This is a genomic window from Acinetobacter sp. PK01 (assembly GCF_022819285.1).
GTDB classification, from domain to species: Bacteria; Pseudomonadota; Gammaproteobacteria; order Pseudomonadales; family Moraxellaceae; genus Acinetobacter; species Acinetobacter tandoii.
Genome location: NZ_CP094643.1, coordinates 1,194,254 through 1,209,566, shown reverse-complemented (window position 1 = coordinate 1,209,566; position 15,313 = coordinate 1,194,254). Strand labels below are relative to the sequence as shown.

15 protein-coding genes are annotated in these 15,313 nt (G+C 37.7%); 10 read left to right on the top strand and 5 right to left on the bottom strand.

The features are described from left to right. The first annotated feature begins 30 nt into the window (after window positions 1-30). The 5 genes from sulP to MP622_RS05780 all read left to right on the top strand — a co-directional run bounded on the left by sulP (window position 31) and on the right by MP622_RS05780 (window position 6,171). Window positions 31-1,764, top strand: coding sequence for a sulfate permease (sulP, locus tag MP622_RS05800; protein WP_243792952.1), 1,734 nt, complete (start codon window positions 31-33; stop codon window positions 1,762-1,764). A gap of 227 nt (window positions 1,765-1,991) precedes the next feature. Next, window positions 1,992-3,185 (top strand): serine/threonine transporter SstT, encoded by a 1,194-nt coding sequence (gene sstT, locus MP622_RS05795; RefSeq protein ID WP_016168047.1) that lies wholly within the window; start codon window positions 1,992-1,994, stop codon window positions 3,183-3,185. 52 nt (window positions 3,186-3,237) lie between these two features. Continuing rightward, complete coding sequence (locus MP622_RS05790) at window positions 3,238-3,906, top strand: YoaK family protein (RefSeq protein WP_016168048.1); 669 nt, start codon at window positions 3,238-3,240, stop codon at window positions 3,904-3,906. A gap of 17 nt (window positions 3,907-3,923) precedes the next feature. Next, complete coding sequence (locus MP622_RS05785; protein WP_151504726.1) at window positions 3,924-4,460, top strand: DUF2058 domain-containing protein; 537 nt, start codon at window positions 3,924-3,926, stop codon at window positions 4,458-4,460. Between the two features lie 424 nt (window positions 4,461-4,884). Next, window positions 4,885-6,171, top strand: coding sequence for a mechanosensitive ion channel domain-containing protein (locus MP622_RS05780; RefSeq protein WP_243792951.1), 1,287 nt, complete (start codon window positions 4,885-4,887; stop codon window positions 6,169-6,171). 101 nt (window positions 6,172-6,272) lie between these two features. Here MP622_RS05780 and MP622_RS05775 read toward each other — a convergent pair whose 3' ends face one another. The 4 genes from MP622_RS05775 to MP622_RS05760 all read right to left on the bottom strand — a co-directional run bounded on the left by MP622_RS05775 (window position 6,273) and on the right by MP622_RS05760 (window position 8,235). Continuing rightward, a complete protein-coding gene (locus MP622_RS05775) occupies window positions 6,273-6,593 on the bottom strand; it encodes a hypothetical protein (protein ID WP_243792950.1) in 321 nt (106 codons plus the stop codon). Between the two features lie 117 nt (window positions 6,594-6,710). Then, a complete protein-coding gene (locus MP622_RS05770; RefSeq protein WP_243792949.1) occupies window positions 6,711-7,322 on the bottom strand; it encodes a LysE family translocator in 612 nt (203 codons plus the stop codon). A 278-nt stretch (window positions 7,323-7,600) separates the two neighbouring features. Beyond that, entirely contained in the window at window positions 7,601-7,795 is a 195-nt protein-coding gene (locus tag MP622_RS05765) for a hypothetical protein (RefSeq protein ID WP_016168054.1), read from the bottom strand. 212 nt (window positions 7,796-8,007) lie between these two features. Continuing rightward, window positions 8,008-8,235 (bottom strand): hypothetical protein, encoded by a 228-nt coding sequence (locus MP622_RS05760; protein WP_016168055.1) that lies wholly within the window; start codon window positions 8,233-8,235, stop codon window positions 8,008-8,010. Window positions 8,236-8,539: 304 nt separating this feature from the next. Between MP622_RS05760 and MP622_RS05755 the strand changes: the two genes are divergently transcribed. The 5 genes from MP622_RS05755 (at window position 8,540) to MP622_RS05735 (ending at window position 13,896) form a co-directional block, all read left to right on the top strand. Further along, on the top strand, window positions 8,540-10,393 hold the full coding sequence (locus MP622_RS05755; protein ID WP_104442085.1) for an ABC transporter ATP-binding protein: 1,854 nt from the start codon (window positions 8,540-8,542) through the stop codon (window positions 10,391-10,393). Then, on the top strand, window positions 10,393-10,845 hold the full coding sequence (locus MP622_RS05750; protein WP_243792947.1) for a MaoC family dehydratase: 453 nt from the start codon (window positions 10,393-10,395) through the stop codon (window positions 10,843-10,845). The genes MP622_RS05755 and MP622_RS05750 overlap by 1 nt, the downstream gene beginning before the upstream one ends. 143 nt (window positions 10,846-10,988) lie before the next feature. Continuing rightward, window positions 10,989-12,017, top strand: a complete 1,029-nt coding sequence (locus tag MP622_RS05745; RefSeq protein ID WP_243792945.1) for an AraC family transcriptional regulator — start codon at window positions 10,989-10,991, stop codon at window positions 12,015-12,017. A 72-nt stretch (window positions 12,018-12,089) separates the two neighbouring features. Continuing rightward, a complete protein-coding gene (gene gcvH / locus MP622_RS05740) occupies window positions 12,090-12,464 on the top strand; it encodes a glycine cleavage system protein GcvH (RefSeq protein WP_016168059.1) in 375 nt (124 codons plus the stop codon). Window positions 12,465-12,723: 259 nt separating this feature from the next. Next, window positions 12,724-13,896: an MFS transporter gene (locus MP622_RS05735; protein WP_104442083.1), complete on the top strand. Its 1,173-nt coding sequence runs from the start codon at window positions 12,724-12,726 to the stop codon at window positions 13,894-13,896. A gap of 44 nt (window positions 13,897-13,940) precedes the next feature. Here MP622_RS05735 and MP622_RS05730 read toward each other — a convergent pair whose 3' ends face one another. Then, entirely contained in the window at window positions 13,941-14,987 is a 1,047-nt protein-coding gene (locus MP622_RS05730; RefSeq protein WP_243792943.1) for a 3-deoxy-7-phosphoheptulonate synthase, read from the bottom strand. Window positions 14,988-15,313: the final 326 nt, after the last annotated feature.

The window sequence follows — 15,313 nt, the reverse complement described above, 5'->3', positions numbered from 1 at the left end:
TATATTCAAATTTGCGCTTTAGATCAGTCTATGTCTAATTCAAAGAAATCATACTCGAAGTATTTTCCAGCTTATATTTGGCTTGCAGATTATAGTTTCGCTAAATTCAAATCTGACCTACTTTCCGCACTCATTATAATCGCAATGTTAGTACCACAAGGTATGGCATATGCAATGCTTGCAGGCTTACCACCAATTATGGGCCTATACGCTAGTATGTTGCCCATGATTGTTTATGCTTTTTTTGGCAGTAGTCCGACACTTTCGATTGGCCCCGTGGCCATTATTTCGATGATGACTTTTGCCACACTGACCCCATTTTTTGAGGTAGGTTCAGAAGCTTATATCCAAGCAGCCTGTTTACTGGCGATAATGGTTGGGACTATTTCTTTTTTATTGGGCATCTTTAAATTCGGATTTCTCATCCAACTGATCAGCCATCCTGTTATTCATAGCTTTATCATTGCCTCTGCGCTACTCATTGCTTTAGGGCAAATCAGGTTCTTACTGGATATTCCGCTGCAATCCAATAACATTCTTGAATTGATCGTTAGCTTTTATCACCATGTAAACCAAACACATTGGGGTACTTTGCTATTTGGCGTGGCAGCTATGCTGTTCTTAATTTATATACCCAAATTGCTCAACTTAAGTCATATCCAACAACGGTTTAAATTTTCAACATTTCTGATTAAAGCAATACCGCTATTTCTCGTTGTTTTTTCAATTGCTTTGGTTTCTGTTTTTCAACTTGAAAGTATTGGAATTAAAACTGTAGGCGAAATTCCATCTGGCTTTCCACCGTTAAGTATTCCAAACTGGAACTGGGATTTAGTGCTGCAACTTCTGCCAGGAGCCAGCATGATTGCCATGATTAGCTTTGTAGAATCACTTTCAATTGCTCAGGCAACAGCTTTGCAGCAACGCAGCGCATTAAATAGCAATCAGGAACTGATTGCTCTTGGACTTTCCAACTTAAGCGCAGGTATAAGCTCTGCTTTTCCAGTGACTGGAAGTTTGTCACGTACCGTCGTAAATGCCGATGCAGGTGCCAAAACACCGATGGCAGGTATTTTATCGTCCTGTTTTATAGTGGTTGTCAGCTTATTCTTTACGGTTTTTTTTAAAAACCTCCCTTTAGCCATTCTTGCTGCAACCATTATAGTGTCAATTTGGAAACTGGTTGATTTGAAACCATTTTTGGAAACATGGCATTACTCTAAAGCAGATGGGATTGCCATGTGGATTACTTTTTTTGCTGTGATTTGCATTGATATTTCTACAGGATTAATTTTAGGGGTTATTTCAACCTTTCTATTAATGCTCTGGCGTATTAGTCGTCCGCATATGGCTGTCATTGGATTGGTGGAAGGTACACAACATTTTCGGAATCAGCAGCGTTATCCTGTCAAAACTGTAGATACAATTCTCTCCCTACGGATTGATGAAGGCTTGAACTTTTTAAATGCCAGTAGTTTTAAAAGCTTCTTTATTAATGCGGTCAGTGAACAGAAACATGTGCAATTTGTAATCGTAAATTGCTCTGGGGTAAGTAGTATTGATTATAGTGCCTTGGAAGTATTAGAAGAATTAGATGCTGAACTGCATAAACTTAATATCGAACTTCATCTTTCTGAAGTTAAAGGTCCTGTAATGGATAAACTGATTCATTCCCGACTGTATGAAAAGTTAGATGGACGAATTCATTTAACCCATTACCAAGCCATTCAGGCTTTAAATCCAGAATTTTTAAGTTCAACTTGAAAAGCTAAGTAAATAATTTCAAAGCTGTTATTACAGATAAAATGCATTAAAAACCGTTTTTTGCAATAAAATTCTGTTTTTTGTCATTTTAAATCAGAAAATATCAACTTTAAAAAGAATAAGTTAGTTTTTATATCAAAATATCTTTTATTCATTTTAAATTTTAGGTATAGAATTGCACACTTAATTTTAACTCTCTGCCCTCGTAATACTGACAAGGCTAACCTATGTTTTCAGCTTTTGCGCGTTTAAGTTTAGTTACGCGAATCCTCATCGCCATTATTTTAGGGATGGTCGTTGCCTTTGTATTCCCTAATGCTGCTCCTTACTTGAGCCTTTTAGGTGACTTATTTATTAAGGCCCTAAAATCCGTTGCGCCTATTTTAGTTTTCGTTTTGGTCATGGCCTCCATCTCCAACTTTAAAGTTGGACATAGTGCAAACCTTCGCCCAATTATGATCTTATATGCGGTGGGTATGTTACTTGCTGCATTTAGTGCAGTGGCTGCGAGCTTGGTTTTTCCGAGTACGTTATTTTTGGACATTCCTGCACAGGGTGAATTACAACCACCAGGAAACTTGGCAGAGATTTTAAAGAATTTACTTTTAAGTTTTATTGCGAACCCAGTTACAGCAATTAGCGAAGCAAACTTTATTGGTATTTTAGCTTGGGCGATCGCACTAGGTGTAGCTTTCCGTCATGCACATGACAGCACCAAAGTGTTTATTGCAGATGCTGCAAACGCAGTAAATCATGTTATCCGTGTTGTAATTAACTTTGCCCCTGTCGGTATTTTTGGTTTAGTCGCAGTTACATTTGCAGATTCAGGTTTAAAAACTTTGTCAGCTTATGCGCAGCTTTTAGCTGTATTGCTTGGAACAATGTTCTTTGTTGCATTGGTAATTAACCCAATTTTAGTTGCTTTAACAACTCGTCAAAACCCTTACCCTCTTGTATTCCAGTGCTTACGTGAAAGTGGAATTACTGCATTCTTTACGCGTAGTTCGGCTGCAAATATTCCCGTCAATCTTGATTTAGCAAAACGCTTAGGAGTAAACGAAGCTACAGCCAGTGTTGCCATTCCTTTGGGGGCGACAGTCAATATGGCAGGTGCATCAGTGACTATTACGGTATTAACTTTAGCAGCAGTCCATACTTTAGGTATTTCTGTAGATTTCACAACTATGATGATTTTATCTGTTGTGGCATCAATCTCAGCATGTGGTGCTTCAGGCGTTGCAGGTGGTTCTTTGTTATTAATTCCAGTTGCATGCGGATTATTTGGTATTACTTCAGATATCGCAATGCAGGTGGTGGCTATTGGTATGGTTATTAGCGTACTACAAGACTCAACAGAAACGGCATTAAACTCGTCTACAGACGTTTTATTTACTGCAGCAGTTGATCGTGCGTCACGTTAATACTATTTTATAAATAATCATTTAGACAACTCTTGGATGGTTGTATCGCGATATGCCATTTCAAACTTTACCACTTTGGATGCAATTTGGGGCATTCTTTCTCGCAACCAATGCGGGCATGATTAATGTCCTAGGGCTGGTGACCGTATTACACCAGTCCGTTTCTCATATGACTGGAAATGTCAGTATGTTGTCGATGGCAATTGTCCATTGGGAACCTGCGTCAATTCTCTATCTTCTTCTCGTCATCCTGTGTTATGTCGCAGGGTCTTGCTATAGTGGACTGATACTGGGAAATGGCAATTTTCAATTGGGACGGCGCTACGGTGTTCCGCTCAGTTTGGTTGCTTTCTTTATTCTGCTGTGTTGGTTACTTTTGCCCTATTTTCCACGTTATGCCTTATTGTGGGCATGTGCTGCTATGGGCGTTCAAAATGCAATGGTCAGCCATTATAAGGGGACAATTATTCGTACCACACACTTATCCGGTGTTTTGACGGATCTCGGACTCGCATTAGGCTATGGACTGAGAGGTTTAAACGTCGGCCGACGGCGAATTATTTTACATTTGCTTATTTTATTTGGCTTTCTACTGGGTGGACTGGTTGCAAGCCTGATTTATCCTTATTTAAAATTAGACGCATATCTCATTCCAGTCGGTTTAAGTTTCTTCTTAAGTCTAGTGTACTGGATCATTTACTTTAAACATCGTCATCATTAACCCTTTTGGAATTTCTTATGGTTAAAAATGCTTTACAGGCACAATTATTAAAAGCGGGTCTGGTAGACAACAAGAAGGCAAAAAAACTGTCTAAACAAGCGGTGCATGAGCAACGTACTGGACAAAATGATGATGCAGAAATCAAAGCAAAAATTGCCCAAGATAAACAAGATAAAATGGCAAAAGACCAAGCTCTTGAACAAGAAAAGAAAAGCATCTTACAAGAGAAAGAATTAAAAGCCGCAATTGTACAAATGATTCAGCAACACAAAATTAAAGATGTTGCTGGTGATGTTGTCTATCAATTTATTGATGAATCAAAAATTAAAAAAGTGTATCTACAGCAGCAAATATATAATGCTTTGGTTTCTGGCAGTTTAGTGATTGCGAAGGATCAGGACAGTTATGCGTACTTGCCTAAAGCACTGGCAGATCGTATTAATGAAAAAATGACAGGCTTCATTATTGTGAACAATTCTGAAAAGAATGAACAAGTAACAGATGAAGAAGATCCATATGCAGCGTATGTGATTCCAGATGATTTAATGTGGTAATCAAAAGGGCGTCATTTAGACGCCCTTTTCAATAATGATAAAAAATATCTTTAGGACTTCATCGTGGCTTTTAACACTGCTGAAGTATTGGAATTGAGCATTTCTACTGATTTTGACGTAAGTGAAGAATTATTCGTCTATGATTGCAAGGGTTGAAATATTCAAGATATTGATTTGAAAATATATTCTAGTGATCGTCACTAAAAAAGAGAATAACTAATATCTATCTTATTCAACGCTTTGAATAAATTCCCATATTTGTTTAATTATTTTAATAAAAATAGACAGCATTCGATCTTTTCAGGGACGGGACCTCGAAGAATATCGAAAAATAATGATATGTTTAAAAATGTTATTCAACTTCAATCAAAAGCTATTAATTTATAAAATATAAATTAATTAAAAAATTGCATTGAGGAAAATTTTGGAGCATTTCACTTTTATTGAACGTATTACAGCGTGGTCAAATCAATATGCTTGGTTAGATATGTTTTTATCATTAAGTCTATTGATATTACTCGCGATTTTAACCAATTTTATTGCGAAAAAAGTTGTTGTTCGCGGTATTCGTAAAGTAATCTCCAAATTAAAGTTTGCCAATCATGATATCGTTACTCAGCATCATGTCATTAGTAGAATTGCCAATATTGTTCCTGCTCTAGTCATCATGAATGGGATTGTGGCCATCCCTCATCTATCTGTGAAAATTATTAGCTTGGTTCAAATGGCAGCTCAAGCTTTTATCTTTCTTACTTTTGCACTTGCAATCGGTGAAAGTTTAAATATCTTTAATGCAATTTATCAGCGTAACCCCAAGTCTAGAAACAAGCCGATTAAAGGCTATTTACAGTTGGTGAAGCTGGTCATATTTGTGGTCTGTGCTTTGATGATTATTGGTACATTCTTGAAAAAAGATGTATTCACCTTGTTGGCTGGTTTTGGTGCTATGGCTGCCGTATTAATGTTGGTGTTCCAAAATACTATTTTGTCATTAGTGGCTTCTGTACAGATTTCATCTTATGACATGGTCCGCATCGGAGATTGGATTGAAATGCCTTCTTTAAATGCGGATGGTGATGTCATTGATATGTCATTACATACAGTCACCGTTCAGAATTTTGACAAGACTTTTACCACCATTCCAACCAATAAACTGGTGACCGACACCTTTAGAAATTGGCGTGGTATGGCGCAGGCAGGTGTTCGTCGCATAAAACGTGCAATCTTTATCGATCAAAGCAGCGTGCACTTTATGGATAAGGAAGAACAACAGAAACTGAAGGAGTTCTTACTCCTAGATCAGTATTTAAATACGAAACAAGAAGAAATAGAAGAATTTAATTTGCAACTCTCAAATCAGGCCATTTATAACCAACGTCGTCTGACCAATTTGGGTACATTTCGTGCCTATGTTGAGTTTTACTTAAAACAACATCCTGGTATCGCACAACATCAAACTATTATGGTGCGTCAATTACAACCAACCAGTGAAGGTCTACCTCTGGAAATTTATAGTTTTGCCAACACTACAGTATGGAAAGATTATGAAGCCATTCAAGCCGATATTTTCGATCATTTAATTGCAATTTTACCTGAGTTCGGTTTAAGAATTTACCAAGCACCGTCTGGTTCTGATATGAAAGTTTTAGCACAACATTCAGTACATACACCGAATGACTACCTGCTAGACCCTACTAAATCGCATATTTAATAGTATATGTCCCCTTGCTTTTTGTAAGGGGATTTTTTAACTCAAATGTATTATTCAAGGAACCAGTAAAAATACTTGATTTAAATTGTTCTGCCCGAAAATTATTCACTGGCTTCGGCATGTTCACAATAATCAAAATATTCTAATTTAAAACTTTCTATAGCTTGCTGCTTTTCGGTATCGTTGAGAAGTATAGGTACATCATAAGCATCTTCTACAATTGCCTCATACAGCTCTCTTGCACCATCTTTATATTCAAGTGCAATACTTTTTTGGACACTAAGAGGCACATCATCTTGTCTTTGCTGCATCACATTCCCTGCGACAATCGCAATTGCTTCGCAAAAGCTGATATTGTCTTGAACAGAGGCAAATAGCGCTCCAGAATACAAACAGCAGCAACACATTATTATTATTTTCATAATGCACCTGTTTTATATGCTTTAGTTGTATTTTAACAAGCAAAACGTGAAGCTGTTGTAATTTCTTGTTGGACCAAAACAAAGTTACAGCCCTTCTTTTTTTCTCCTCAACTTGAACTAACGCTTACTCATTACAAGCTTGATAGCAAATAACAAGAAAATAGTTCCTGTAATTTGATCTAAACGTCGAACAATTTTGGGTTGTTTCAAAAATCCGGAAATTGGCTGCATCATGAAAATAAGTATACTTGACCAAAGTAAACCCAATACAACATGTATCGTAACCAGTCCCATGATCCAGAAAAATGGGGTTACATCGCTAGGAATAAATTGTGGTAAAAAAGTGACATAAAACAGTCCAACCTTAGGATTCAGAATGTTGCAGAAAAAACCTTTAAGAAAATAGTTGGTTGTTTTCTTAATTTCTATTTGATTTTCTAAATGACTGCGTGGCTTTATTAATAACTGTAGTCCTAACCAAGCCAAATAAGCTGCCCCTATCCACTTTAAACAGTTAAAAGCGAGTTCTGAGGTGGCTAATAATGCGCCTAGTCCACATGCAACAATAATCCCCCACACCATACATCCAAAGCTAATTCCTAATGCCGTTTGAAAAGAACTTTGACGGGTTTTAAGCGAAGCTGTGCGAATAATTAACGTGGTATCTAAACCAGGCGTAATCGTTAAAATAATAATCGCTATAGTAAAGGGTATGAGTATTTCAAGCATGTCTAACTCACTTTTTAAGTATGAGTACAATGAATAGTGGATTCATTCCGATTTGGCAAGTTTTTACTTAAGCCTTTAATATAAAAAGTATTGTAATAAAGATAGTATGAACACTTCATTCTACTTTTAAGAATTCGCAAGCAGCTAATCTTACATTCAGACCAAGTATTCCGATCCTGTAATTAATTCTGTAGCAAATGCAGAAATTAATGAATAAGGTCTATCTAAATAGACCTTATTCGATATTTTTTGAAGAGCGGGTAAAGATGAAAAGAAAATTAATGTGTATTTTTTACTTCCCAAACAGAAGTGACTTCAGCACCGTCTATAATAAAATCAACAACGAGACCATCAATCGGTAAATTATTCGGATCATTCCATTGCTCTACAGCAAAATAGAACCATTCACCACATTCATCACGAATCATCCCCAATTGTGTTTGGGAGTCGTATCGTTCTACACTTCCTCTCATATTGTCACCTTTATTATTGATTCAATTATTTAAGTTAACAATTACAGGATTTTAAAGTTATCAATAAACCTGTATCGATAAAAATATTATCATCTTTTTTTCAAAAAATACGACGCTTTGCACATTCTTTTAATAATTTTCGACTGTGTCTGCTATGTTGCAACAAATTTTAATCGAAATCACTTTCGTCTATTTTCAACTCAATTGTCTCATTATTTGACCTGAAAATAGTGTTTATCCGTGACTAAGGTAATTTTGAGTTTTTTATAAAATCTAACGATTGGATTTTCAGTCCCTTTCATGATCTGGTCTGCGAATTTATCATCTTGCATAAGCACCGCGTAAGTTTTATAGCCAAAAACTAACTCGCTTGGTATCTTTCCACTTTGTGTAAATTCATCAATTTGCTTATTTATTTTCTTCACCGATAAATCATTCATTGGGTTTCTAAGTCTCATATTTGTCTTACTTTTTTATAATTTAAATATGTGACAAAAGTGTGAACACCCCCGTGATCTGCACGCTTAGACTTTGTGATGGTGAGTTAGATTGATATGGATTACAATGAATCCCAACAGATTTTAGTTGTTCTCCCGCACGTGAAAATCGCGTTAAATAAAACTTTTCGTCTTCATAATCTGTTATTTTTGACAAGATAGCCCATACTTTTTCTTGCAAAACTGGTAATTATCTTATTGTTTTTTAATTTTAAAATTATGCAACTTTATCAAGAGGTTAATATTAATGCTTAGATGGTTCGAGAAGCGAGTAGATCCCTATCCTAGCAAAGGTTTAAAAGATCCACTGCCTACAACTTTCTTTGCATTTGTCTGGAGTGCATCCAAAGGTGTACGACCTTATTTGCTTATTTTGGTACTTTGTACTGCTGGTGCTGCAAGTTTTGAAGCCCTGTTGTACGCCAAAATTGGCGATTTAGTCAATTGGCTCAGTAAAAGCCAACCCGATACATTCTTGGCAGAACATCGTCAAAACTTAATGTTACTTACCATGATATTACTCGGTAATATCTTTTTTGCGAACTTCCAGTCTATTATCAAACACCAAATTCTGTTTAGTAGCTTTCCAATGCGTCTGCGTTGGAAGTTCCATAATTTATTATTACAACAAAGTCTGGACTTCTTCCACAATGATTTTGCAGGACGACTTTCTGCGAAAGTCATGCAAACAGCCCTTGCTGTACGTGAATTCTGGATGATTTTGGGTGATATGCTGGCTTATGTCCTAATCTACTTCTTTACAGTCAGTATTGTACTCGGCTCAATCTCCCCATTTCTAATTATTCCCCTATTGGTCTGGTTGGCTTTATTCCTACTCGCAGCTTGGTACTTCATTCCTAGACTCAGCAAAATTTCCAATGAACAAGCCGATGCGCGTGCAGTGATGACAGGCCGAGTAACCGATGCCTATACCAATATTCAAACTGTTAAACTGTTTGCTCATGCAGGTCGTGAAAGTGAGTATGCCAAGTCATCAATGCAAGAGTTTATGCGCACGGTCTATAAGCAAATGCGGTTGGGTTCAGGCTATGAAATTAGCATTAACTCGCTCAGTATTGTGCTCTACGTCGGTGTACTTGGCACAGCATTATGGTTGTGGCTAGAAGGTCGTGCAGAGTTGGGCATTATCGCGGCAACGACTGCTATGATTTTAAAACTCAACAGCATTGCTGAATTTATGATGTGGCAAACTTCTGCTTTATTTGAAAATGTCGGCACCATTCAAGATGGTATGAAAACATTAGGGCGTCCGATTAGTATTCAAGACAAACCGAATGCCACCACACTTGAGGTGAAACACGGCGAAATTAAGTTTGAAGATGTCTGCTTTGCCTATAATGAAAAAAATGTCATCGATCACTTTAATTTAACCATACGCCCAGGTGAAAAAATTGGCATTGTTGGTCGCTCCGGTGCTGGAAAATCTACGCTCATTCAATTGTTATTGCATTTTTATACCATCAACCAAGGTCGTATTTTAATCGATGGACAAAATATAGAGGATGTAAGCCAAGATAGCTTACGTAAAAGTATTGCCTTAGTGACACAAGATACATCGCTATTGCATCGTACAGTTGCGGAAAATATTAAATACGGACGCCCAGATGCCAGTGATGCAGAAATGTATGATGCCGTTCGCAAAGCCAAAGCAGAGGATTTCATTCCACAACTGACTGACCTTCGTGGTCGTAAAGGTTATGAGGCTTATGTGGGCGAACGTGGGGTTAAACTTTCGGGTGGACAACGTCAGCGTATTGCTATCGCGCGGGTATTTTTAAAAGATGCTCCTATTTTGATTCTTGATGAAGCGACCAGTGCCTTAGACTCTGAAGTAGAAGCAGCAATTCAGTCCAGTCTGGATGATTTAATGCAAGATAAAACGGTTATTGCAATTGCGCACCGACTTTCTACGATTGCGCAAATGGATCGTTTAATTGTGCTCGATCAGGGGCGAATTGCCGAACAAGGTACACATGATGAATTGGTTGCTTTGAATGGCATTTATGCGCAATTATGGCAACGTCAAACTGGTGGTTTTTTAATTGAACAACATGAACTAAAAAATAAGGATAGTGCTTGATGTTGTATTTGGAAGATCTACATGTAGGGGATCGCTTTATCAGTCGTGCCTATGAAATGACTGTAGATGAAATTAAGCAGTTCGCGCATCAATTTGACCCGCAGCCTTTTCATACCAATGAGATCGAGGCAGCGAATCATCCAATTTTTAAAGGCTTGGCTGCTAGCGGTTGGCATACTTCCGCAGTTACCATGCGACTTTGGACAGAATGCTTTCCTGTAGCATATGGTTTAATTGGTTCCGAAGCACAAGTGCGTTGGCCAAGACCGACTCGCGCAGGCGATCAAATTCATGTCGAGGTGGAAATTACCGAAATTAAACCGTCAAAATCCAAACCTGACCGAGCCATTGTGAGTTACACAACTGAAACGCTCAATCAAAATGATGAAGCGGTATTACTCGGCAATACTAAAATTTTAGTATTTAGTAAGAATTATCAACCTGATCTTTAAAAGACGATGATTCTAAAATCACGTGTGGTTTTAGAATCTGCTTTGTTCAGTTTGTCGAACAATTTATAAGGTGCATGCTACGATTTCATGCCAATATAAAAAACTGATTGATATAACAACATTAAACGTGCAATGGATCGCGCATGAATACTATTTCGTCTAGACAAGACCAAGGAATTCCTGGAGTCTATGGTCTGTTACTTTTAGATGTCGTGTCACGCTGGGGCTATAATGCAGATAGTTTATTTGCCCCATTTCAACTCAATAGTGAGAAATTAGCGGAACCAGATTTTCGAATCTCGACGTCGGTTGCCAATGCATTAATTCAACATGCTTTAACCTTAACTGGCGAATCAACTCTGGGCTATCATTTGGGTACGCAAATGCGTATCTCTATTCATGGTTTTATTGGTTATGCCATTATGACCGCAAATGATATTACCGATGCGCTTGTCCTTGCCAACCGCTTTGTGCAATTACGACTGCCCTTCCTGCAAATCTATTTTTCTACTTTTGCTGAGAAAGCAACTTTGCAGCTTCGGAGTGATGTCAGTATAGAACCCTTACGTTCAGAAATTTGTATTGCATTAACCATTGGCATCATTTCTATGGCCAAGGCTATGACAGGTGTCACTGATTTGGGAGGTGAAATTGATTTTGATTTTCCCCAACCCGAAGGTTTTGAACGCTATATTACCAAGTTCCCAAATCATCAGTTTCGTTTTGATCAACCTCATTTATTGATGAGCTTTGATAAAAAATACCTCGCGTTAAAAATGGTAAATGCTGACCCGATTGCCAGTCAAATTGCAATCAACCAATGTGAAGCTGAGCTTTCGGCTTTAGGTGAGCGAAGACGGCTTTCTATGGCGGTTCGCGACATTTTGACGCATTCAGAGCAGCATTATTTAAGTATTGAAAATGTGGCATATCGCTTACATATGTCAGATAGAACCTTGAAGCGCCAGTTAGCGACTGAAGGAACCTCTTTTTCAACAATTGTTGATGAAGTACGCTACCGTCATGCAACGTCGCTACTCTCCCGAACAGATTACACACTAGAACAAATTGCAGATGAACTGGGTTATAGTGATGTTGCAAATTTCAGCCGTGCTTTTAAGCGTTGGAGTGGACGTAGCCCAAGTAATTGGCGTAAAGATCCGTACCTATAAACCTTTTGTTTTTATGTAAAAACATGTATAAAGCATGACAAAAATAAATGAATACTTTTAAGGAGTGTCATCATGAATCATCCTTCAGATTTAAAATATGCGAGCACGCATGAGTGGGTGAAAATTGAAGGTGATCTTGTTGTAACTGGGATTTCAGACCATGCGCAGGATGCCTTAGGCGATTTAGTTTATGTCGAAATGCCAGAAGTAGGACAACACGTTACTGCAGGTGAACAAGCGGGTGTAGTTGAATCTGTAAAAACAGCTTCTGATATCCATGCCCCTGTTTCTGGGGTTGTCGTAGAAGTGAATACTGCACTAGAAGACGATCCTGACTTTGTAAATGATGCTCCATATGGCAAAGGCTGGATCTACAAAATCAAGCCAAATAATATCGATGATGTAAACACGTTGTTGTCTAGTGCGGACTATGAAGCGGGACTCTAAATGAGCTACGCATCTTAAAAAAATCAGCCTTCGAGCTGATTTTTTTATGGGTTAAGTTGATCGATAATCAAATAATGATAATTTAAATATACATTAAAAACTTTAATAGAAAAAAATCTATCAAAAATATCAATTTACTTTATTTTTCCTCTTTAATTGGTTAATATTAAACCTTATCTTCATGACCTTGGTACGCTCAGGGAATACATAAAAAGTTTAGCTACGTTGTCATGATTCCCTTACTACTTCTGGGTCAATTATGCCTCATTCAGCTTCAATACAGCTCTGGAATAAGTCTTTTATTCTGTGTTTAGCCAATAACTTATTTCTATTTGTTTTTTATTTTGCACAGACCACAATTCTACCAATCTATATTTTGCAAGATTTAAATGGCAGTCTTACTCAAGCTGGGCTCGCCATGACTTTATTTATGGCATCTTCTATTGCGGTACGCCCATTTAGTGGATTGATTATTGAAAAATTTGGTCGTAAAAAAACGTTTTTTGTTTCCGAGTTTTTGTTCTGTTTATTCTCAATTGCCTATATTTTTGCAGATAATTTACAAGTTTTACTCTGGTTACGCTTTTTACATGGAATTTGGTTTAGCATTTTAACTACAGTTACTGTACCTATTGCGAACGAATTCATTCCAGATTCACGCCGTGGAGAAGGTATGGGTTACTTTGTCATGTCAGTCAACTTAGGCATTGTCTTAGGTCCACTCATTGGTTTATCGCTTATTCAGCCATTATCTTATGCTGTTGTAGCAACTATTCTTGCTGCGATTGTATGTCTAGGTTTTGTGTTTTGTTTTCTCATTCCCGTGCAAACTGAGACTTCAACTATGCAAAAGATGCAGAAAAAGCAGTTATCTATTCATGATTTTGTTGAGAAAAAGGCGCTGCCTGTTTCTATTATGGCCATGATGGTTTCATTTGCGTATGCCAGCATTATGTCATTTATCTCAACCTATTCTGCATCAAAAAATTTGCTTGCATATGCCAGCCTATTTTTTATCGTTTTTGCGATTTCGATGATGAGTCTACGACCTTTGACTGGAAAAATTTACGATCGCAAGGGTCCAAGCTATGTTATTTACCCTGCTTTAGTATTGTTTGCAGTAGGTCTTATTCTATTAAGCCAAATCAATAGCTTGATCGGATTTATGCTTGCAGCCATTTTTATTGGAATGGGATTTGGTTCTGTACAACCCTGTTTACAAACACTGGCGATCCAACGCGCTGCGCCTCAACGGATTGGGCACGCAACCTCTACCTTCTTTACTTTTTATGATTTAGGTATTGCATTCGGTTCAATACTGTTAGGTATTCTGATCACAGCACAAGGCTATAGCATGTCTTATATCTTATGTGCGGTTCTCGTTCTACTGAGCCTATTATTTTATAAATTCTTTGTGGTCAAAATAGCATAAAAAATTAAGCCCCTGTTTTCAGGGGCTTTTTTACTATTTACTTTTTATGAATGTAATTGTTTTAATTGCTGTGCAGCTTCTAGCAATAGATGTTCAGTTTGTTCCCAACCAATACAACCATCTGTTACCGATTGACCGTAGATCATATCGCAAGAAATCTTTTGATTCCCTTGAACCAAATGACTCTCCAGCATGACACCACGTACTTGTGTTTCTGCTCGTTCTTTCACAATTTGACGCAGCACATCTGGCTGTAATGCTGGATTCTTGCTGCTATTGCCATGACTACAATCAATCAATAGCGCAGGCAAATTGCCTTTTACTTTCACTTTAATTTTATTGATTTCTTCCGCCTGATAATTCGGACCAGTATTTGAACCACGTAAAATTAAATGCGCAAGTGGATTACCACGAGATTGAAGCACACATGGCAAACCAGACTGACTCATCCCTAAAAATTGATGAGCATGGGATGCCGATTGAATAGCGTCTAACGCAATTTGAATTGAACCATCCGTACCATTTTTGAAACCAATGCTATATGGCATTTGGCTTGCAATTTCACGATGAATTTGAGACTCACTCGTACGTGCTCCAATTGCACCCCAAGCCAATAAATCATCGAAGTAAGCCGTAGCCATTGGGCTTAAGATTTCGCTCGCTATCGGCAAACCCATTTCAATAATGTGTAGATAAAGTTGGCGTGATTGCTCTAGACCCGCTTGTAAATCTGATGATCCATCTAAGTCAGGATCATACATAAAACCTTTCCAACCCACTGTTGTACGCGGCTTTTCAATATAAGCACGCATCACTAGAAAAATTTGATCCGAAACTTGCGCTTGTAAGTGTTGTAATTTTTGCGCGTATTCTAAAGCCGCGACAGGGTCATGAATAGAACAAGGCCCAGTAATGACCAAAAGACGTGGATCTGTACCAGCCAAGATATTTTGAATAGTTTGACGATGTTCGGCAATCTGTGCCGTAAGTGACGCAGAAAGAGGAAGTTGTGTTTTGAGCTGCTGTGGCAAACTCAATAATGTTTCTTGTGAAGTCGGTTGATGTTGTAGTGCAGTATTTAGAGCGTTCATCGGTCTTTCCTTTGGACTGTCTATTCAGTCCGATCTTTTATTTGCGCGTTTTGGATCTATGGGATGATAAGGATTGCGTCATAAACTGACTAAAGTAAAACCAATAACCGTTGCTAAAATATGAAGTGTTAAATGCGTACATGTGAATCTCCTAAAAAATATATAAAAAACAAAGCATAAAAAAACCTGACCGGGGTTGCCGATCAGGTATCAACTGGTGGGCAACCTTTATTTTGCCCAAACGCGTTCAGGCAATTAGCTAAACTGCCAGAAATAAAAATAAGCTTTTGCAATTAAAGGTTGCTTTAACATCTTTGTTTCATCAA